The following is a 19,456-nucleotide window of genomic DNA, read 5'->3' on the forward strand; positions in this document are numbered from 1 at the left end:
GCAGACCGAATACCGCGGGACGGCCCGCCCACCCTTTCGAGGGCATCGCCATGTTCAACAAACTGCTGATCGCCAACCGTGGCGCCATCGCCTGCCGCATCCTGCGTACGCTACGCACCCTTGATGTACAGGGCGTAGCCGTCTACTCCGAAGCCGACGCCGCCAGCCTGCATATCCAGCAGGCGGACGAGGCGCACAGCCTGGGCGAAGGCCCGGCAGCCAACACCTATCTGGTGGTCGAGAAGATTCTCGCCGTGGCCAAACAGAGCGGTGCCACCGCGATCCACCCTGGTTACGGTTTTCTCTCGGAGAACGCCGCCTTTGCCGAAGCCTGCGAAGCCGCCGGTATTGCCTTTGTCGGCCCAACGCCGGAACAGCTGCGGGTATTCGGCCTCAAGCACACCGCCCGCGCCCTGGCCAAACAGCACGGCGTACCGATGCTCGAAGGCACCGAGCTGCTGGAAAACCTCGACGCCGCGTTGGTCGCAGGCGAACAGGTCGGCTACCCGGTGATGCTGAAAAGCACCGCCGGCGGCGGCGGTATCGGTATGCGCGTATGTAACAGCGCCGCCGAGCTGAGTGACGCCTTCGACGCAGTCAAACGCCTGGGGCAGAACAACTTCAGCGACAGCGGTGTGTTTATCGAGAAATACATCCAGCGCGCCCGCCATCTGGAAGTGCAGGTGTTTGGCGATGGTCGCGGCGAAGTGCTCGCCCTCGGCGTGCGCGATTGCTCGGTGCAGCGGCGCAACCAGAAGGTGCTGGAAGAAACCCCTGCGCCGAATCTGCCGGCCGGTATGGCCGATGAGCTGTGCGCCGCAGCGATCAAGCTGGCCAAGGCAGTCAGCTACCGCAGCGCTGGCACCGTGGAGTTTGTCTACGACAGCGAGGCGGCACGTTTCTATTTCCTTGAGGTGAACACCCGCCTGCAGGTCGAACACGGCGTCACCGAACAGGTATGGGGCGTCGACCTGGTGCGCTGGATGATCGAACTGGCGGCTGGTGATCTGCCTCCATTAAGCGAACTGGCGAAAGGTTTGAAACCCAGCGGCCACGCCATTCAGGCCCGCCTGTACGCAGAAGATCCGGGCCGCGACTTCCAGCCAAGCCCCGGCCTGCTCACCGCAGTCAGCTTCCCCAAGGCCGACGGCAAAGCGCTGCGTATCGATACCTGGGTCGAAGCCGGCTGCGAGATCCCACCCTACTTCGACCCGATGATCGCCAAGGTCATCACCTGGGCCGATAGCCGCGAAGCTGCCAGCGCCGCCCTCGGCCAGGCCCTGGCCGATACCCTGCTGTATGGCGTGGAAACCAATAGCCAGTACCTGCGGCAAATACTCACTGACGCGCCGTTCGCCAGCGGCAATCCCTGGACCCGCTGCCTGGAAAATTTGAATTACCAAGCCACGACCTTTGAAGTGCTAAGCGCCGGCACCCAGACCACCGTACAGGACTTCCCCGGCCGCCTCGGCTACTGGGCCGTCGGCGTACCGCCTTCCGGGCCAATGGACAGCCGCGCCCTGCGCCTGGGCAATCGTCTGCTGGGCAACGCGGCAGATGCCGCCGGCCTGGAAATCACCATGAGCGGCCCGACCCTGCGCTTTAACACCGATGCAGTGGTGGCGGTCACTGGCGCGCCTATTCCGCTAAGCGTCGATGGTATTGAGCAGCCACTGAATACCGCGCTGCTGATCAAAGCCGGCAGCACCCTGAGCCTTGGCACCATTGCCGGCGCGGGGGCACGTAGCTATCTAAGTCTGCGCGGCGGTGTGCAGTTGCCGGATTATCTCGGCAGCAAAAGCACCTTTACCCTCGGCCAGTTCGGCGGCCACGGCGGGCGCGCCCTACGGGCCGGTGACGTGCTGCATATCCCGGTGCTGAGCGACCGCCAAGCCGGTGCGCAACTGCCTGCCGAACTGTGCAGCGCCCTGCCCGCTGTGCGCGAAATTCGCGTGATCTACGGCCCCCACGGCGCGCCGGAATATTTCACTCCGGCCTATATCGAGACATTCTTCGCCACCGACTGGGAAGTGCACTTCAACTCCAGCCGCACCGGCGTGCGCCTGATCGGGCCCAAGCCCGAGTGGGTGCGCGATAGTGGCGGCGAAGCGGGTTTGCATCCGTCGAATATCCACGACAACCCCTACGCCATCGGCGCGGTGGACTTTACCGGTGATATGCCGGTGATCCTCGGCCCGGACGGCCCGAGCCTGGGCGGCTTTGTTTGCCCGGTGACGATTATCGAGGCGGATCTGTGGCAGCTGGGCCAGCTTAAGGCCGGTGACAAGGTGCGCTTTGCGCCGGTGGATATCGCCACCGCGCGGAAATTGGCCAAGGCCAGCAATGCAGAAACAAGTGACCTGGAAGCCCGGCTGCAATCCGGAGCCGATATGTCGCCGAGTTCCCCGAGTGCAGCCGAGCTACAAAGCCCCATCGTGCTCGATATCGGCGAAGCGGATAAACGCCTGGTGGCGCGTCTGTCTGGCGATACCCATCTGCTGCTGGAAATCGGCGCAGCGGAGCTGGATCTGGTGCTGCGTTTCCGTGGCCATGCGCTGATGCAGGCGCTGGAAGCCAAGCAGCTGGTTGGGGTGATCGACCTCACTCCGGGCATTCGCTCGCTGCAGGTGCATTACCAGCCGGAAACCCTCGCCCTGAGCGATCTGCTCGGCATAGTCGCCGGCGAATGGGACGCAGTGTGCGCCGCGCAGGACCTGCGCGTGCCGTCGCGCATCGTCCATCTGCCGCTGTCCTGGGATGACCCGGCCTGCCAGCTGGCGATCGAGAAATATATGACCACGGTGCGCAAGGACGCGCCCTGGTGCCCGAGCAACCTGGAATTTATTCGCCGCATCAACGACCTGCCCAATCTCGATGAGGTGTACAGAACGGTGTTTGAGGCCAGCTATCTGGTGATGGGCCTGGGCGACGTCTACCTCGGCGCACCGGTGGCCACCCCGCTGGACCCGCGCCATCGCCTGGTCACCACCAAGTACAACCCGGCGCGCACCTGGACCGCCGAGAACTCGGTGGGCATCGGCGGCGCCTATATGTGCGTGTACGGCATGGAAGGCCCCGGCGGTTATCAGTTCGTCGGCCGCACCCTGCAGATGTGGAACCGCTACCGCGAAGTGGCCGCGTTCGACGGCAAGCCCTGGCTGCTGCGCTTTTTCGACCAGATCCGTTTCTACCCGGTCAGTGCCGACGAGCTGCTGCGTATCCGCCGTGACTTCCCCCTGGGCCGCTATGACTTGCGTATCGAGCACAGTGAATTGGCCCTGGCTGATTACCAGACCTTTCTCGACCGCGAGGCTGAGGGCATCGACGCCTTCCGCAACCAGCAGCGCGCGGCCTTTGACGCCGAACGTCAGCGCTGGATCGCCTCCGGCCAGGCGCACTACGAGAGTGAGGAAGTCGCCGCCGACCTCGGCGAAGACGCCCCGCTCGGCGCCGGCCTGCATAGCATCGACAGCCATATCGCCGGCAACCTCTGGCAGGTGCAGGTGAATGAAGGCGACCAGGTCAAAGCCGGTGATACGCTGGTGATTCTGGAGTCGATGAAGATGGAAATCCCCCTGCTCGCCCCGCGTGATGGCGTGGTGCGCGAGGTGCGCGTGCAACCCGGCTCACCCGTGCGTGCGGGCCAGCGCGTAGTGGTGCTAGAGGAAGTCTAAGGGGCTAGCGCCGATAACTGAGGATGCGCCCCTTAAACGGCGCATCCGGGTTATCCAGCAGGTTCAGGCTATCGGCCAGCTGCAGATAGCCGTGCTCCAGCATATGCCGGGAAAACCGCGCGCTGTTGCCGCGACCCGGGTCGACAATCAGCACCGCCGCGTGGCGATTGCAATGGCGGTCGATAAACCCGGCCAGCAGGCTGGGGTGGTCGCGCTCGTAAAGCAGATCGCTACCAATCACCAGATCAAACAGACCCAGCTGCTGATAGTCCTCGGCCCAGTCGCAGCTCTGATAAGGCACCGGATCCAGTTGATTAAGCGCGGCATTGCGCAGCAAAAACTCGCCCGCCAGCGGGTGGTAGTCGCTGGCGGTGATATCCGCCCCCAGGCGCTGCAGCACCAGGCTGGTCAGCCCCAGACCGCAGCCCAGCTCAAGAATGCGCAGCCCATCCACCGCCATGCCGCTCAGGGTTTGCGCCAGCACTTCACCAGCCGGCCAGAGTTGGCCAAACAACGACCAGGTGGCCGAGGAGATTCCGGCTTTTTCCGCCAAGCCGTCGAGGTCAGCGAACTGCTGTTTGTCGCGCAGGGAACACAGGTGAAAATCCTCCAGCCCGATGCTCAGGGTGGAATATTTGATGCGATAGCTGGCAGGCGCGCTGGGCATGGGGGCTCGGTGTGCTGAAAGGACTGCGGTCAGGGGCAGATCAGCAAGGCGTACGAGCAGCGTACGGGTCACCAAGGAGACTCTTCGTGTTGCCGCACCTTAGCCCTCAAGACCTGGCGCAGCAAGCGCCATGGCTACTGGCAAATCAGCCAGGAACCGATGTTTCAGCAGCGCCGGCGGTTGCCGAACGCTACAATGCGGCGATTATTTAACCAGCAGAGCCTTGCATGCCTCATCCGTCCCCGCTGACCCGCCAATGGTCCTTGATTGCGCTGCTGCTGGTTCTGCTCGGTTGTGGCTTCCTTGCCACCTCCCTGGCCAGTTACTACACCGCTCTGGACTCGATCCGCGCCGGCATCATCAACACCGAACTGCCGCTGACCTCGGATAACGTCTATTCGGAAATCCAGAAGGACCTGGTTCGGCCCATCCTGATTTCCTCGATGATGTCCCGTGACACCTACGTGCGCGACTGGGTGTTGGGCGGCGAGAAGGACCCCGAGCAGATCACCCGCTACCTGCGCGAGGTGCAGGAGCATTACGCCACGGTCACCAGCTTCTTCGTCTCGGAGAAAACCCACACCTACTACCAGGCCAAGGGCGTACTCAAGCAGGTGCAGGAAGACGAGCCGCGCGATGACTGGTATTTCCGCGTGCGCGACATGCAGACCCCGTACGAGATCAATGTCGACGTCGACATGGCCAACGACGACCGCATGACTGTGTTTATCAACTACAAGGTGTTCGACTACGAGCAGCGCTTTATCGGCGCCACCGGTGTGGGCCTGACCGTGGATGCGGTGGTCAAACTGATCGACACCTACCAGCAGCGCTATGAGCGCAGCGTGTTCTTTGTCGACACCAATGGCCTGCTGGTGCTCACCGGCGCCAGCGGCGGGCCGATGGGCGCGCGGGTTGGCCAGTCACTCAGCGAAATCCCCGGCCTGGAAGAATTGCTGGCCAAGCTGCCGCATCCGCAAAGCGGCGACTTCGAGTATCAGGAACACGGCCGCGACCACTTCCTCAATGTGCGTTTTATCCCCGAGCTGAACTGGTACCTGTTTGTCGACAAGCATGAAGACGGCGCGGTCGCCGGCATCCGCAAGTCGCTGTACCTCAATCTGCTGATCTGCCTGGTGGTCACCGTTATCGTCATCAGCCTGGTCAGCCTGGTGCTGCGCCGCTATCAACGGCGCATCAGCGCCCTGGCCACCACCGACCTGCTGACCGAGCTGCCCAACCGTCGTGGCTTCGATCTGCTGGCCAACCAGGCCGTGCAGGAAGTGCGGCGCAGCCCAAGCGCGCTGTGCGCCCTGATGCTCGATCTGGACAACTTCAAACAGCTCAACGACAGCCACGGCCATATGGCCGGTGATGAAGTGCTGCGCCGCTTTGCCAGCAACCTGCGCAGCACCGTGCGCCAGTCCGACATCATCTGCCGCTGGGGTGGCGAGGAATTTATCCTGCTGCTCAAGGACACCACACCCGAGCAGGCCCGCGAGCTGGGCGAGAAGATCCGCCAGCAAACCGAGCAAAGCAGCATCAGCTTCAACGGCGCGCAGCTGCGCATCACCACCAGCATCGGCCTGGCGCAACTGCATGCCGATGAGTCGCTGGAGCAGCTGATCACCCGCGCTGACCGCGCCCTCTACCGGGCCAAACAGGGCGGCCGCAACCGCCTGTGTGAAGAAATCGCGTGAGTGATGACACCAGCCGCTGCCCCTGCTGCGGGCAGCTTAACCAGTGCGCCCAGGCTGGCGCCGACGCACCGGTGAGCGAATGCTGGTGTTTTAGCGTGCCGGTAGATGCCGAGCAGCTGGCCAAGCTGCCGCCCGAGCAGCGCAACCGCAGTTGCCTGTGTCCACGCTGCGCTCAGGGCCTGCCTGAAGCGTCTGCCGACTAGCCATGCGCCTCGACCGTTTTCTCAGCAACCTGCCCCAACTCAATCGCCAAGCCGCCCGCCAACTGTTGGCCAGCGGCCGCGTGCAAGTGGACGGCGCGGTGGTTTGCGATGGTCTGTGCGAAGTCAGCCAGTTCAGTCGTATCGAAGTCGATAACGAGCTGCTGCAAGCCGGCAAAGCCGCACGCTACTTTATGCTGCACAAACCCATCGGCGTGGTCAGCGCCACCGCGCATGAGCAGCACCGCACCGTGCTGGATTTGCTCGATGAGCCGGACAAAGTCGATCTGCACCTGGCCGGCCGCCTGGACCTGAATACCAGCGGCCTGCTGCTGATCACCAACGACGGCCAATGGTCACGCCGCCTCACCGAGCCGCGCAGCCGCCTGGGCAAGGTCTACCGCGTCGAGACCGAACAGCCGATCAGCCCGGAGTACATCGAGGTGTTCGCCCGCGGCCTGTACTTCGCCTATGAAGACCTCACCACCCTGCCCGCCGAACTGGTCATTCTAGATAGCCACAGCGCCCTGCTGACCCTGCACGAAGGCCGCTACCACCAGGTCAAGCGCATGTTTGGCCACTTCCAGAACAAGGTCATCGGCCTGCATCGCCTAAGCATGGGCGCCATCCAACTCGACCCGCAGCTAGCCCCCGGCCAATACCGCACCCTGACGGCAGCAGAAATCGCCTGCGCCTAACCCCCCTGCCCAAGTCACATACTTAGCTAGCTAACCGACAAACGGTTGTTCGATATTCCAATATTCACTTGCGCCAGCAGGAGCACGGCTGCTTAAATCAAACCATAAGGTCTTATCGTGACTGGACAGTCACGAAAGCCATCTAAGTGTTCCATCGGTTACTTGCGCACTGCGCGAAATGGGTTCCTGCCTGGTCAAAGACGCCGCTCCATACCTGCCAAAAGGTCGTGGACGGATGCTCTATTTCAGCCCTAACTGATTGAAAATAAATAACTTATAAAATCCTCCAGCCTGACATCTTGTTGTCACGTCCAGGCGCTTTCCTGATTGTCCTGCTTAGCCCGGTTTAACGGCACCGCCGTTTTGCCATGCCCACTTTTGCGCCAGGAGGAAACGACATGAAGCCAGCTACCGCTGTCGTCGATGTTCACGGAATCTACAAGATCTACACGGAGTTCTACGCCAATCCGAGCGCGCGCAAGACCATCATCCTGGTTAACGGCTCACTCTCCACCACCGCGGCCTTCGCGCAAACGGTTAAATACCTGCGTACCCAGTTCAATGTGGTGCTCTACGATCAGCCCTATGCCGGCCAGTCGAAGCCGCACAACCATCACCACCAGCCGATCACCAAGGAAGACGAGGCCAGCATCCTGCTCGAACTGATCGAACAGTTCCGCGCCCACCACCTGATGTCGTTCTCTTGGGGGGGCGTCGCCGCCATGCTCGCCCTGGCCCAGCGCCCGGCGCGTATTGAAAAGGCAGTGATCACCTCCTTCTCGCCGTTGCTCAACGAGCCGATGGTCGACTACCTGGAACAAGGCCTGGCCCATCTGCACGCCCTCGACGGCGACCAACTCGGTCACCTGGTCAACAGCACCATCGGGCGCTACCTGCCGTCGCTGTTCAAACGCTATAACCATCGCCATATCAGCAGCCTCGACAGCCACGAATACCAGCAGATGCATGCCCATGTGCACCAGGTACTGCACCTCGACGCCCATTGCCAGATGCAGTGCCTGGCAGGCATCGAGATCCCGCTGCTATTCGTCAACGGCGAACACGACGCCTATACCTCGCCAGCCGACGTGCGCCTGTTCGCCAAGCACCTGAACGACTGCCAGTTCGTCACCATCGACAACGCCGGGCACTTCCTCGACATGGAACACAAAGCCGCATGGCTGCAGAGCCAGGCCGCACTGCTGGGTTTCCTGCAGAGCAAGCCACTGCGCCAGACCCACTACCGCCCACAGATGGACGTGCTGCACGCGCTGGCCGTATGAAGCCTGTACACACCCGCGCCCGCACCGCGTTATTGCAGATAACCGGGGCGCGGACTTCATTTCAACCAAGACTTCCGGTATAAAGGCACCCGCTGCGGGCGTCGTATAGTGGTAATACCCTAGCTTCCCAAGCTAGAGCTGTGGGTTCGATTCCCATCGCCCGCTCCAAATCGCAGAATCTAAAGCCTCGAAACCAAATGGTTTCGAGGCTTTTTGCTTTCTGGGATAAACGACATAAGCGCTAAGTAGCGCGAGCATGCCACCAGGCATTTGAAACAACCTTGACGGACTGCAGTAGATGGCGTTCCCAACTGGATTCGAACCAGTATCTAGCCCTTAGGAGGGGCTTATTCTATCCATTGAACTATGGGAACCGAGGCTGGATAGACGGGCCACCAGCGGGCGGCATCTTAGGGTCTGTTGACGTTTTAGCGCAAGCCGCGTTGCCGCGCAAAATCTCGCCAGGCTAGGCGTAGGACGCAGGTAATGGTGTTCCCTTGCCAAGTCCTACAACAACGCATGGCGAGATTTTTCGCGCAACCCGAAGGGCCGGGCCTGTTTTAGCGCGATGCTGCGTTTCTCGACACTCATTTGGAACAACCAAACTTCGCGTCTCGTGCCTTGCCTCGCGCTAAAACAGGCTCCGGCGCGGTCGCGATGAAACGTCAACAGACCCTACAGGCTTGGCGGTTTTGTCATGCCGCTGCCATCATCTCGGCGCCATACTGCCAACTGACTGCCAACCGGCTGTCATAAGGAGAGGAGATCGCCATGCGCCCTGCTGCTTCGCATCATCTGCCGGATTCGCCTTTTGCCGATTTTCACCTGCGTGCGGTCAGCGTTAACGATGCTGCCGCCCTGGCGGCCTTGCTGCAACAATTGGCGCCCGATGAGCCGCGTGCCGATGCCAAGCTGTTGGCTTTGCGCCTGAGCGAGCTGCCGGTAAGCCGTGTGGTGTTGGTGGCCGAGCGTGACGGCAAGTTGCTTGGCACCTGCACGGTCAACCTGATCGAGCACCTGGCGCACAACTTTGCCCGCTCGGCGATTCTGGAAGATGTGGTGGTGGATACGGAGGCGCGCGGCTTGGGGATTGGCCAGGCGCTGATGGGCAAAGCCATCGAGCGCGCCCGCGCCTGGGGTTGTTACAAGGTTGCGCTGTCCAGCAGCCAGGGCCGTGAAGCTGCCCATGCGTTTTATGCCAACCTGGGGTTTAAGCCGCATGGGGTTAGTTTGGCGCTGATGTTGGATTAAGACGCTGTCAAAGGCTTTTGTAGGAGCGGGGGGGGACGCCTAGTCCATGCCCGCGAACCGAGGTAACCGGAAAAACATCGCGGGCAAGCCCGCTCCTACAGGTTTTGTAAAACGTACCAGTAGTGCGGGCTACGTTTAGCTGTTTTTAACGACCGAAGCGCTCTTCGGCTAGTTGATCGGCGATTTCTACGGTGGTTTTGCTCGCCGCATCGGCGCGCTGGAAGATCTGTTCCAGGGTCGCGCCGATGCCTTCGATATGCGCTTTGAGCTGTGCGGCGCTGCCACCGGTGCGTTCGTAGCAGACATCGATAATGCCGCCGGCATTGATCGCGTAATCCGGCGCGTACAGGCATTCGTTGCGGCGCAGGGTTTCCGCCAGGCTGGCATCGGCCAGCTGGTTGTTGGCGGCCCCGGCGATAATCGGCGCACGCAGGGCTTCCAGGGTTTGCTGGTTGATGATGCCGCCCATGGCGCAGGGCGCGAATACATCGACATCCAGGCCGAAAATCGCCTGCTGCGGCACAGCGGTTGCGCCCAGTTGCTCGACCGCGCGACGCACATTGGCTTCGACGATATCGGTAACCCACAGCTCGGCGCCGGCGGCTTTCAGCTGACGCGCCAGGTCGAAGCCCACCTGCCCTACCCCTTGGATTGCCACTTTCAGACCCTGCAGATCATCACGCCCCAGGCGGTGTTTGACCGCGGTCTGGATGCCGATAAACACCCCGTAGGCGGTGGACGGTGACGGGTCGCCATTGCGCGTACCGCCAGCAAAGGCTTCGCGCAGCTCGGCGCCGGATACGTGGCGCGTGCGCTCGGCCATGATCTGCATTTCCGCAACGCCGGTGCCGGAGTCGGCGGCAGTGACATAGCGGCCACCGAGGCTGTCGACAAAGTCACCCATGGCCTGGAACAGCGCCGCGCTCTTGCCGGTATGCGGGTCGCCAATGATCACCGCTTTGCCGCCACCCAGCGGCAGGTTGGCCAGGGCCGATTTGTAGGTCATGCCGCGCGACAGGCGCAGCACATCGCGCAGCGCTTCATCGTCATTGGCGTAGGGCCACATGCGGCAACCGCCGAGGGCCGGGCCGAGGTTGCTGTTGTGAATGGCGATAATCGCCCGCAGGCCGCTGGCCTTGTCGTGGCCGTAGACCACCTGTTCGTGGTGGTCGAAATCGATATGGGAAAACACGGACATAGGTGCCTCGTTTTTTTGTTGTAAGAGGTCGCCCTCTCCCGGTTAAGGGAGAGGGTGAAGGTTATAAGCGTCAGGGGTTTGTTATGCGGCCGGTTCGAACAGCTGCACCGCCTGGATTTCGCTGACCAACATGCGCGCCTTGAGCTGGCTGCTCTGCTCGCGCACCTTGGCCAGGCTGCGTTCCTTGACGTGGCCATAGCCGCGGATCTGCTCCGGCAACTCGGCCAGGGCCAATGCGGTGCGGTAGTTGTCGGCGTTGAGTTCCTTGAGCAGGTACTCCAGGTTCTGCTCGTAGTCGTCGATCAGGTCCAGCTCCAGTTTGCGCTCGGCGCTGTAGCCGAACAGGTCCAGAGGTGTGCCACGCAAAAACTTGAACTTGGCCAGTACGCCGAAAGCCTTGAGCATCCAGGCGCCAAACTGACGCTTACGCGGCTCGCCGGTGCTGGCATCCGGCTTGCTCAGCCAGGACGGAGCCAGGTGGAACTCCAGACGGTAGTCGCCGCTGAACTGCGCCTCCAGCTGACGGATAAAGCTGCCGTCGCTGTACAGCCGCGCCACTTCGTACTCGTCCTTGTAGGCCAAGAGCTTGAAGTAGTAGCGCGCCACGGCCTTGGTCAGCACTTGGTCAGCGCTCTTGTCGACCTGCTGCACCCGCGCAACCTGCTCACGGTAGCGCTCGGCGTAGGCGGCGTTCTGGTAGGCAGTCAGGCGCACAACGCGGTCAGCGACGATTTCTTCCAGGGTCTGGCAACGCGGTGCTTCGATCACTTCTGGCTTGGCCAGGCGCTCCACGGCAACCGCATCATGGGCGGCGCGACGGCCCCAGAGGAATGCCTGCTGATTGAGCTGCACGGCCACGCCGTTAAGCTCGATGGCCTTGTTGATGGCTTCGGCGGAAACCGGCACCAGGCCCTTCTGGTAAGCGAAACCGAGCATAAACAGGTTGGTGGCGATGCTGTCGCCGAGCAGGCGCGTAGCCAGGCGGCTGGCATCGACAAAGTGGGTTTTGCTCGCACCCACCGCCTCGATCAGCGCCTCACGCATAGCTGCGCCGGGCACCTGAGCATCGGGGTTGCGGGTGAATTCGGCGGTGGCCGCTTCATGGCTATTGACCACCGCATGGGCGATCTTGTCATTCAGTTTGGCCAGGGCCTCTTCACTGGCCGACACCACCAGATCGCAGCCGAGCAGCAGGTCGGTTTCCCCGGCGGCAATGCGCACGGCAAAGATATCGTCCTGTTTGGCGGCAACGCGGATATGAGTGATCACCGGGCCGAACTTCTGCGCCAGGCCAGCCTGATCGAGCACGCTGCAGCCTTTGCCTTCGATATGCGCCGCCATGCCGAGCAACGCGCCGACGGTGGTGACGCCGCTACCGCCGACACCCGGCAGGAGGATATTCCAGGGGCGATCCAGCGCCGGTTGGCGCGGCTCCGGCAAGGCGATAAATAGCGCGCCCAGGCCAACGGCCGTGGGTTTGCGCAGGCTGCCGCCGTGCACGGTGACAAAGCTTGGGCAGAAACCTTCGACGCAGCTGAAATCCTTGTTGCAGGAGTTCTGGTCGATCTCGCGCTTGCGCCCCAGTTCGGTTTCCAGCGGCAGCACTGAGAGGCAGTTGGATTTCACGCTGCAATCGCCACAGCCTTCGCACACTGCCGGGTTGATAAAGGCGCGCTTCTGCGGATCAACCAGCTTGCCGCGCTTGCGCCGACGGCGTTTCTCGGTGGCGCAGGTCTGGTCATAAATGATCACCGAACAACCCTGGAACTCGCGCAGCTCGCGCTGCACGGCATCCAGATCACGGCGATGGTGGAAGGTGACGATGGGCGCGAAAGTATTTCGGGTCGGGTATTTCTCCGGCTCGTCAGTAACCAGGGCAATGCGTTTCACCCCTTCGGCATACACCTGCTGGCTCAGTTGATCGACGCGCAGTTCGCCGTCGATGGGCTGGCCGCCGGTCATGGCCACGGCGTCGTTGTAGAGAATTTTGTAGGTGATATTCACCCCGGCGGCCACGGACGCACGCAGGGCCAGCTGGCCGGAGTGGAAGTAGGTGCCGTCGCCGAGGTTCTGGAAGATATGCGGGGTGTCGGTAAACGGCGCCTGGCCGATCCAGGTCGCGCCCTCGCCGCCCATCTGGGTAAAAGTGTCGGTGTTACGGTCCATCCACTGGGTCATGTAGTGGCAACCGATACCGCCCTGGGCGCGGCTGCCTTCCGGCAGTTTGGTCGAGGTGTTGTGCGGGCAACCGGAGCAGAAATGCGGGGTGCGCACGGTGGTGTGCTTGGGCGCGGCCAACGATGCTTCCTTGGCCGCGAGGAAGGCCAGGCGCTCTTCAATTTGCGGGCTGCTGTAGATCGGCGCAAGGCGCTTGGCGATGGCGCGGGCGATCATCGCCGGGGTTAGCTCGGAGAGGTTCGGCAGCAGCGAATGGCCAGCTTCGTCGAACTCGCCCACCACCACCGGACGCTTACCCACGGGCCAGTTGTACAGCTGACCGGTGAGTTGGTCTTCGATAATGCTGCGTTTTTCCTCGACCACCAGAATCTCGTCCAGACCTTCGGCAAATTCATGCACCGAGACTGGCTCCAACGGCCAGCTCATGCCGACCTTGAGCACACGCAAGCCCACCTGGGCGCACAGCGCTTCATCCAGGCCGAGGTCATCCAGAGCCTGACGCACGTCGAGGTAGGACTTGCCGGTGGTGATAATCCCTAAGCGCGGATTGGGCGAATCGAGCTTGATCTGGTTGAGGTTGTTGGCCAGCGCAAAAGCGCGGGCGGCGTAAATTTTGTAGGTGTTGAGGCGCGCTTCCTGGGCCAGGGGCGGGTCCGGCCAGCGGATATACACGCCGTCTTCCGGCAGCTGGAAGTCCTCGGGAATTTTCACCTGCATGCGCAGCGGATCGACGTCCACCACGGCGGATGAGTCGACGTTTTCCGCGATGGTTTTCAGCGCTACCCAGCAACCGCTGTAGCGCGACAGCTCCCAGCCGATGATGCCGTAATCGAGAATTTCCTGAACGTTGGCCGGGTTGAGCACCGGGATCGAGGCGGCGATAAACGCATGCTCGCTCTGGTTGGCGATGCTTGAGGATTTGCAGCCATGGTCGTCGCCGGCCAGTAGCAACACGCCGCCATGCTCGGAAACGCCGGCCGAGTTGCCGTGTTTGAACACATCACCGCAGCGGTCCACGCCCGGGCCCTTGCCGTACCACATGGCAAACACACCGTCGTAGCGCGCGCCGGGAAACAGGCTGGTCTGCTGGCTACCCCACACCGAGGTGGCGGCCAACTCTTCGTTGACGCCCGGCTGGAAGTGGATGTGATTTTCTTTGAGGTACTGCTTGGCGTCCCACAGGCTCTTGTCGAGGTTGCCCAGGGGCGAGCCACGGTAGCCGGAAATAAAGCACGCAGTATTCAGGCCATGAGCTGCGTCGCGTTGCTTCTGCAGCATGGGCAGGCGGGTCAGCGCCTGGGTGCCGGTCAGATAGAGGTGACCGGTAGCAAGGCGGTACTTGTCATCCAGGCGGATTTCGGCCAGAGACATGGTGGTGCTCCTGTTATTTTTATCGAGAGCTGGGTTAGCAACGGTTAATGCCACCCTTGTTAAGCCTAGTGCGGGATCACCACACAAGGCGCATGGCCAAGAATATGAACGGAGCGCGCGGCTTTTTTATTTCTTTTTGCTGGCCGTTTTGCAGATACTGCGCATGATTAATCCAACAAGAACAAAAAATTCGGAACAGTCATGCAAGAAAAACTCAGCCCCATCGACCGCAAGATTCTCCGCCTGCTGCAACACAATGCCGACCTCTCCGCCGCCGAGATCGCCGAGAAGGTGGAATTGTCACAATCGCCCTGCTGGCGGCGGATTCACCGCATGCAGGAAGAAGGCATTATCGAGCGCAAAGTTGCCCTGCTCAGCCACAAGCAACTGGGCTTCAGCATCACCGTGTTTGTCGATATCAAACTGTCGGCGCACGGGCGCAGCAACCTGGAAGAGTTCGAACAGGCGGTGGTCGGTTATCCCGAGGTGCTGGAGTGCTTCACCATGGCCGGCGGCTCGGATTACCTGCTCAAGGTGGTGGCCAAGGACATCGCCAGCTACGAACGCTTTCTGCGCGACCACCTGCTGCAACGCCCGCATGTGCACGAAGCGCACTCGCATATCGCCATGAGCGAGGTCAAACGCACCACCGAGTTGCCGCTAGATTGAAATAAACCGCGGCGGAATGGCTGGTTAAAACCGTGGGAAGGGCTTTAGCCGCGACAGCTCTAAAATCCACTGCATATCGCGGCTAAAGCCCCTCCCACAAAAGTGCTTAACTTCCTACACCGCCTCCGCACGCGGCTGTCGCAGGGCGCTTTCAGACCGCGCTTTGCCCGCCCACCAGAGCGCCAGCGGACCGAGCAGCAACATCACCCCCATCAGGGCAAACGCTGCCCACCAGCCGAGCAGGCTCTTGTCACCCAACAGATCCAGGCTGATACCAAACAGCAGTGGGCCGAGGAAGGCGCCGCTAAAACCGGTGCAGGAATACAGGGCCATGGCCGTTCCCCGATGACTGGCCGGCGCAGCGGCAATCAACCCCGCCGTCAGCGAGGCGGAATCAGCGGTGACGGTGATGCTGTAGAGCAACACCAGTACCAGCATCAGCCAGAACGGCAGGGCAGCACTCAGGCCGATAAACAGCGCCAGCATGGCCGAGCAGAGCATCACCGCGATCAGCCAGCGCTGGCGGCCGAAACGCAGCGCCAGCTCGTTGCCGAAGATGCTCGCGGGCATGCCGATCAGGGTTACCAGCATCGCCACCCAGGTGCCGGACAGCCAGGGATCGCTGCCCTGCAATTGCCCGGAGAACACCACAAAAGCCACCACCCAGGCACGCAGGGCAAACAGCTCAAGGTTATGCACCGCATAAGCCAAGCAGTAGGCGGCAACCGCGCGGTTTTTCAGCGGGGCCAGGTCCAGCAATTTGCGCGGCGCATGCTGCACCACCGCTTTTGGCTGCAAGCCCCAATAGACCATGGCCCAGGCCAGCAAGGCGCAGACGCCGCTGAGCAGAGTCGGCAGCTGCCAACCGCCGAACTTGGCCAACTCGCCGGCGAGGATAAACGACAGTGCCGTGCCCAAGCCGAAGCTCGCCGTATAGAACGCCACCGCGCGCGACTGCGCCGGCCCTTCGATACGCTCGGACAGCGCCTTAAGCCCCGGCATATAGGTGCCGGCCAAACCGACGCCCGCCAGCACTCGCCAGGCCAGGGCCGACCAGAAGCCATCGGCGAAAACAAAGCCGGCATTGGCCACAGCAGTCAGCAGCATCGCAGCCAAGTAGATCAGCCGCGCATCGTATTTGTCAGTCAGCCCGGTAAGGATCGGCACCGCAACCATATAGCCGAGAAAGAACCCGCCACCGATCCAGCCCGCCTGGGTATTACTCAGCCCCCACAGCGCCTGAAAGTCCGGCAGCAAGGCGGCAAACAGGGCAAAGCCAGCCATGCCTAGGGTTTCCGCGCCGCACAGCAGCAGAGTGATGCGGCGGGCGTTATTCATAACACCCGCCCGTCAAAGGCAAGGCTTACGCCAGCCGGTAAGGCGCCGGGGTTATCTAACAGCCAGGCGTCAAAGCTGTGGCCGATATGGGTCAGTACGGTTTCCCTTGGTTGCAGTTGCTCGACCACTTCCAGCGCACGGGTCAGGTCGTTGTGGTTGCGCGGGGCGATGGGCTGCGGTGCGGTGGAGCAGTCCAGCACCAACAGATCCAGCGGCTGCTGGCGCAGCACCTCGGCGCTGGCGGGCGGTACGCCGAGGGTGTCAGTGAGGTAGGCGATACGCCGCTGTTCGCCACTCGCCGTTAAGCCTTCCAGCAGATAGCCAAAGGTCGGTTTCGAGTGATTCAGCGGCAGCGCCGTCACGCTTAATTCACCCAGCTGCCGCCGCTCGAAGGCGGCAAACGGCTGGCTGAAATCGAGAATACCGGGGTGTTTGTACAGGTCGGCTAACCCTTCGGGATCATCCGGGCCATGCACCGGAATAATCAGCCCCTGGCCCCAGCGCAGGTGCAGCAAACCCTGGGCGTGATCAGCGTGGTAATGGGTTTGCAGAATGCCGCTCAGGCTATGGGGCGGGAAGCGCTCACACAGATCGCTCAGGCCCGAGTCGATCAGCCAGCGCTGCGCGCCGCATTCAATCAGCGCGCAACAGGGCCCACGACGACGTGCAGGATTCAGACGTGCGCTGTCGCAGGCCGCGCAGCTGCAGTTGTACACCGGCACCTGACGCGCATCGCCGGTGCCGAGCAGGGTCAGGCGCATGCGCGCGCATCGCTAAGCAGTTGCAGCAACTGGGTGACGGTTTGGTCGAGTGGGCCGGAGTTATTGAGTAGGTATTGCGAGTCGCCTTCGCCGCTATCCCCCGCCACCGAGGCGGAAGGAAGTTGCAGTTCGCGGCTGCGCGCCAGGCGTGCCTCGATCTGCTCGGTGCTTTCCCGGCCGCGCGCTTGCAGGCGCTGACGCAATGCCACTTCATCCACCTGCAGCAGGATTGCCAGCAGCTCGGGATAACGCTGGCGGGCCTGGGCCAGATGACCGCGCGAGCCATTGACCAGCACATCCCGCCCCGCTGCCAGCCAGTCATCGATCTGCCGTGGGATGCCATAAGCCAGGCCGTTGGCGCGCCAGCTCAGGGCAAAGGCGCCAGCGGCTTCCTGCTGGTCGAACTCGGCTGGCGACACGCCGATGGCGTCCTCGCCCACCGCTTCCGCCGAGCGGGTGATGACCCGGCGGGCGATCACACAATTTCCCTCGCCCAGGCGCTCGCGCGCGGCATTCAACAGGCTGTCCTTGCCCGAGCCCGAAGGCCCCATCAGATAGATCAACCGGCCTGTCATCAGAACACCCTTTTCGCTTGTCGCCATACTTGCTGGATCACCGCTTGGCCCGCATGCACCTGCGCCTGCACCAGGTCGGCACGCAGACCGACGCGGATTTCGCCGCGATCATGCAGCCCCGCCGCCTGTGCCGGCACGCGGCTGACGGTGGCAATCGCGCGCGGCAGATCATAGCCGTTATCCTGCCCGGCCAGCAGCAAAGCGGCCTGCAACAGGCTGGACGGGTAGTAGTCGCTGGAGAGGATATCCAGCACGCCATGCTGGGCCAGTTCGGCGGCGGCAATGTTGCCGGAGTGCGAACCGCCGCGCACGATATTCGGCGCGCCCATCAGCACCTTCAGGCCCAGCTCGTGGCTTGCCTTGGCCGCCTCTAGGGTGGTGGGGAATTCGGCGATGGACATGCCAAAGCTCGCCGACTCCTGCACATGGGCCAGGGTCGCGTCGTCGTGGCTGGCCACGGAAATACCACGAGCCTGGCAGTCGGCAACGATGCTGCGGCGCTGGCGGTCGCTGTACTGCCGCGAGTTGTCCACCTGCTCCACAATAAACGCATTCAGCTCCGCCTCGCTGAGGTGGTACTTGCCCATGTAGTACTCGCGGTATTTGTCTTCCTTGGCGAACTGGCGCTGGCCCGGCGCGTGGTCCATCACCGACACCAGTTGCACCAGCGGGTGCTCGACCAAATCGCGAAACACCGCGAGGGTCTCGGGGTGGCAGACCTCGCAGCGCAGGTGCAGACGGTGATCGGCGCGCATATAGCCGGCCGCTGCTGCTTCGGCAATCGCTTCGAGCATCGCCGGCAGTTGCTGCATGCGCTTGCCGCGCGGATTGACGTCGCCAATCGCCAGGGCATCGAACACCGTGGTTATGCCCGCCGAGGCGATCTGCGCATCGTGGGTCAGCACTGCCGAAGCCGATGGCCAATCCACCCCCGGCCGTGGGCTCATGTATTTTTCCAGGTTGTCGGTGTGCAGCTCGACCAGGCCGGGCAGCAGATAATCACCGCCAAGGTTCTGCGCCTGGGGCAAGCCGCTGACGCCCTCTTCCACCTGGGCAATCAGGCCGTCACGCAGCACCAGGGTGCCGACAAACTCCTGCTCGGCGGTGACGATCCGCGCGTTGGTAAGAATCTGTTCAACCGGCATATACATACTCCTGTTGCGCCGCAGCGCTCATGTCCTGACTCATATCAAGGTAACGATCAGCCACCGCCTCACGGGCAGCTCGATCGTGGAAGATGCCGATCAGCGCGCTGCCGGCGGCCTTGGCTTCATCGATCAGCTCCAGCACCACCTGGCGGTTGGCGTCGTCCAAGGAGGCGGTAGGTTCATCCAGCAGCATCAACGGCCAGGCGACCATAAAGCCACGGGCGATATTCACCCGCTGCTGCTCGCCGCCGGAGAAGGTGCCAGGGGCCAGCTGCCAGAGGGCTTGGGGGATATTCAGGCGGCTCAGCAGGCTCTTTGCCCGCGCCTCGGCGTCAGCTTTGCTCCAGCCACGGGCCAGGGCCGGTTCCATCACCACATCCAGGGTGGCGACACGGGGAATCACCCGCAGAAACTGGCTGACATAACCCAGGGTCTGCCGGCGTACCGCCAGCACCTGACGCGGTTCGGCGCCCACCAGCTCGACCCATGCGCCGTTGTGCAACACACGAATGCTGCCGCCAGCGGCCAGATAGTTGCCGTACAGGGTGCGCAGCAAGGTCGACTTGCCGGCGCCGGATTGCCCGTGCAGCACCAGGCACTCGCCGGCGCGCACACTGAAATGCAGCCCGCTCAATACATTCAGCACCACGCCGTGCTGCTGATGCAGGGTGAAGGTCTTGCTGAGGTCGGAGACCTCGATAAGCGTATTCATGGTTAACACTCTCTGCGTTTGTGGGAGGGGCTT

General features: G+C 62.4%; 15 protein-coding genes and 2 tRNA genes. 8 read left to right on the forward strand and 9 right to left on the reverse strand.

What is annotated here, in order from left to right; all coding sequences use genetic code 11:
- The first annotated feature begins 50 nt into the window (after positions 1-50).
- On the forward strand, positions 51-3,674 hold the full coding sequence (gene uca, locus ACQ4LH_RS10065; protein WP_430697050.1) for an urea carboxylase: 3,624 nt from the start codon (positions 51-53) through the stop codon (positions 3,672-3,674).
- Between the two features lie 4 nt (positions 3,675-3,678).
- Here uca and ACQ4LH_RS10070 read toward each other — a convergent pair whose 3' ends face one another.
- Positions 3,679-4,341, reverse strand: a complete 663-nt coding sequence (locus ACQ4LH_RS10070; protein ID WP_430697051.1) for a class I SAM-dependent methyltransferase — start codon at positions 4,339-4,341, stop codon at positions 3,679-3,681.
- Between the two features lie 227 nt (positions 4,342-4,568).
- Here ACQ4LH_RS10070 and ACQ4LH_RS10075 point away from each other — a divergent pair, with 227 nt between their 5' ends.
- The 5 genes from ACQ4LH_RS10075 (at position 4,569) to ACQ4LH_RS10095 (ending at position 8,390) form a co-directional block, all read left to right on the forward strand.
- On the forward strand, positions 4,569-6,041 hold the full coding sequence (locus ACQ4LH_RS10075; RefSeq protein ID WP_430697052.1) for a sensor domain-containing diguanylate cyclase: 1,473 nt from the start codon (positions 4,569-4,571) through the stop codon (positions 6,039-6,041).
- Positions 6,038-6,244 (forward strand): cysteine-rich CWC family protein, encoded by a 207-nt coding sequence (locus ACQ4LH_RS10080; protein ID WP_430697053.1) that lies wholly within the window; start codon positions 6,038-6,040, stop codon positions 6,242-6,244. Before ACQ4LH_RS10075 ends, ACQ4LH_RS10080 begins: the two co-directional genes overlap by 4 nt.
- Positions 6,245-6,246: 2 nt before the next feature.
- Positions 6,247-6,939: a pseudouridine synthase gene (locus tag ACQ4LH_RS10085; RefSeq protein WP_430697054.1), complete on the forward strand. Its 693-nt coding sequence runs from the start codon at positions 6,247-6,249 to the stop codon at positions 6,937-6,939.
- 398 nt (positions 6,940-7,337) lie between these two features.
- Entirely contained in the window at positions 7,338-8,222 is an 885-nt protein-coding gene (locus tag ACQ4LH_RS10090) for an alpha/beta fold hydrolase (protein WP_339412269.1), read from the forward strand.
- Positions 8,223-8,316: 94 nt separating this feature from the next.
- Positions 8,317-8,390, forward strand: a tRNA-Gly gene (locus tag ACQ4LH_RS10095).
- A gap of 131 nt (positions 8,391-8,521) precedes the next feature.
- On the opposite strand, the gene ACQ4LH_RS10100 is transcribed toward ACQ4LH_RS10095, so the two are convergent.
- Positions 8,522-8,596 (reverse strand) — tRNA-Arg (locus tag ACQ4LH_RS10100).
- A 397-nt stretch (positions 8,597-8,993) separates the two neighbouring features.
- Between ACQ4LH_RS10100 and ACQ4LH_RS10105 the strand changes: the two genes are divergently transcribed.
- Positions 8,994-9,473 (forward strand): GNAT family N-acetyltransferase, encoded by a 480-nt coding sequence (locus ACQ4LH_RS10105; RefSeq protein ID WP_430697055.1) that lies wholly within the window; start codon positions 8,994-8,996, stop codon positions 9,471-9,473.
- A 145-nt stretch (positions 9,474-9,618) separates the two neighbouring features.
- On the opposite strand, the gene ACQ4LH_RS10110 is transcribed toward ACQ4LH_RS10105, so the two are convergent.
- Positions 9,619-10,671 (reverse strand): Glu/Leu/Phe/Val dehydrogenase dimerization domain-containing protein, encoded by a 1,053-nt coding sequence (locus ACQ4LH_RS10110; protein ID WP_430697056.1) that lies wholly within the window; start codon positions 10,669-10,671, stop codon positions 9,619-9,621.
- Positions 10,672-10,752: 81 nt separating this feature from the next.
- Positions 10,753-14,220, reverse strand: coding sequence for an indolepyruvate ferredoxin oxidoreductase family protein (locus ACQ4LH_RS10115; protein WP_430697057.1), 3,468 nt, complete (start codon positions 14,218-14,220; stop codon positions 10,753-10,755).
- 201 nt (positions 14,221-14,421) lie between these two features.
- Here ACQ4LH_RS10115 and ACQ4LH_RS10120 point away from each other — a divergent pair, with 201 nt between their 5' ends.
- Positions 14,422-14,889 (forward strand): Lrp/AsnC family transcriptional regulator, encoded by a 468-nt coding sequence (locus ACQ4LH_RS10120; RefSeq protein WP_136665833.1) that lies wholly within the window; start codon positions 14,422-14,424, stop codon positions 14,887-14,889.
- A gap of 114 nt (positions 14,890-15,003) precedes the next feature.
- Here the strand turns inward: ACQ4LH_RS10120 and ACQ4LH_RS10125 are convergent, their stop codons facing one another.
- Genes ACQ4LH_RS10125 through phnL form a run of 5 tightly spaced genes read right to left on the reverse strand, consistent with a single transcriptional unit; the run spans position 15,004 to position 19,423 of the window.
- The gene (locus tag ACQ4LH_RS10125; RefSeq protein ID WP_430697058.1) at positions 15,004-16,227 is read right to left on the reverse strand and encodes an MFS transporter; all 1,224 of its coding nucleotides are present in this window, start codon (positions 16,225-16,227) and stop codon (positions 15,004-15,006) included.
- Positions 16,224-16,988 (reverse strand): phosphonate metabolism protein PhnP, encoded by a 765-nt coding sequence (phnP, locus tag ACQ4LH_RS10130; protein WP_430697059.1) that lies wholly within the window; start codon positions 16,986-16,988, stop codon positions 16,224-16,226. The genes ACQ4LH_RS10125 and phnP overlap by 4 nt, the downstream gene beginning before the upstream one ends.
- Positions 16,979-17,563 (reverse strand): phosphonate metabolism protein/1,5-bisphosphokinase (PRPP-forming) PhnN, encoded by a 585-nt coding sequence (gene phnN / locus ACQ4LH_RS10135; protein ID WP_430697060.1) that lies wholly within the window; start codon positions 17,561-17,563, stop codon positions 16,979-16,981. The genes phnP and phnN overlap by 10 nt, the downstream gene beginning before the upstream one ends.
- Complete coding sequence (locus ACQ4LH_RS10140) at positions 17,563-18,708, reverse strand: alpha-D-ribose 1-methylphosphonate 5-triphosphate diphosphatase (protein ID WP_430697061.1); 1,146 nt, start codon at positions 18,706-18,708, stop codon at positions 17,563-17,565. The genes phnN and ACQ4LH_RS10140 overlap by 1 nt, the downstream gene beginning before the upstream one ends.
- Entirely contained in the window at positions 18,698-19,423 is a 726-nt protein-coding gene (gene phnL / locus ACQ4LH_RS10145; protein WP_430697062.1) for a phosphonate C-P lyase system protein PhnL, read from the reverse strand. Before phnL ends, ACQ4LH_RS10140 begins: the two co-directional genes overlap by 11 nt.
- Between the last annotated feature and the right edge of the window lie 33 nt (positions 19,424-19,456).

The organism is Pseudomonas peli (assembly GCF_050563605.1).
Lineage (GTDB): Bacteria > Pseudomonadota > Gammaproteobacteria > Pseudomonadales > Pseudomonadaceae > Aquipseudomonas > Aquipseudomonas peli_A.

Bases quoted from the DNA above. Each gene is read 5' to 3' on its own strand.
- uca (WP_430697050.1), top strand. From the start codon at position 51: ATGTTCAACAAACTGCTGATCGCCAACCGTGGCGCCATCGCCTGCCGC.
- ACQ4LH_RS10070 (WP_430697051.1), bottom strand. From the start codon at position 4,341: ATGCCCAGCGCGCCTGCCAGCTATCGCATCAAATATTCCACCCTGAGC.
- ACQ4LH_RS10075 (WP_430697052.1), top strand. From the start codon at position 4,569: ATGCCTCATCCGTCCCCGCTGACCCGCCAATGGTCCTTGATTGCGCTG.
- ACQ4LH_RS10085 (WP_430697054.1), top strand. From the start codon at position 6,247: ATGCGCCTCGACCGTTTTCTCAGCAACCTGCCCCAACTCAATCGCCAA.
- ACQ4LH_RS10090 (WP_339412269.1), top strand. From the start codon at position 7,338: ATGAAGCCAGCTACCGCTGTCGTCGATGTTCACGGAATCTACAAGATC.
- ACQ4LH_RS10105 (WP_430697055.1), top strand. From the start codon at position 8,994: ATGCGCCCTGCTGCTTCGCATCATCTGCCGGATTCGCCTTTTGCCGAT.
- ACQ4LH_RS10110 (WP_430697056.1), bottom strand. From the start codon at position 10,671: ATGTCCGTGTTTTCCCATATCGATTTCGACCACCACGAACAGGTGGTC.
- ACQ4LH_RS10115 (WP_430697057.1), bottom strand. From the start codon at position 14,220: ATGTCTCTGGCCGAAATCCGCCTGGATGACAAGTACCGCCTTGCTACC.
- ACQ4LH_RS10120 (WP_136665833.1), top strand. From the start codon at position 14,422: ATGCAAGAAAAACTCAGCCCCATCGACCGCAAGATTCTCCGCCTGCTG.
- ACQ4LH_RS10125 (WP_430697058.1), bottom strand. From the start codon at position 16,227: ATGAATAACGCCCGCCGCATCACTCTGCTGCTGTGCGGCGCGGAAACC.
- phnP (WP_430697059.1), bottom strand. From the start codon at position 16,988: ATGCGCCTGACCCTGCTCGGCACCGGCGATGCGCGTCAGGTGCCGGTG.
- phnN (WP_430697060.1), bottom strand. From the start codon at position 17,563: ATGACAGGCCGGTTGATCTATCTGATGGGGCCTTCGGGCTCGGGCAAG.
- ACQ4LH_RS10140 (WP_430697061.1), bottom strand. From the start codon at position 18,708: ATGCCGGTTGAACAGATTCTTACCAACGCGCGGATCGTCACCGCCGAG.
- phnL (WP_430697062.1), bottom strand. From the start codon at position 19,423: ATGAATACGCTTATCGAGGTCTCCGACCTCAGCAAGACCTTCACCCTG.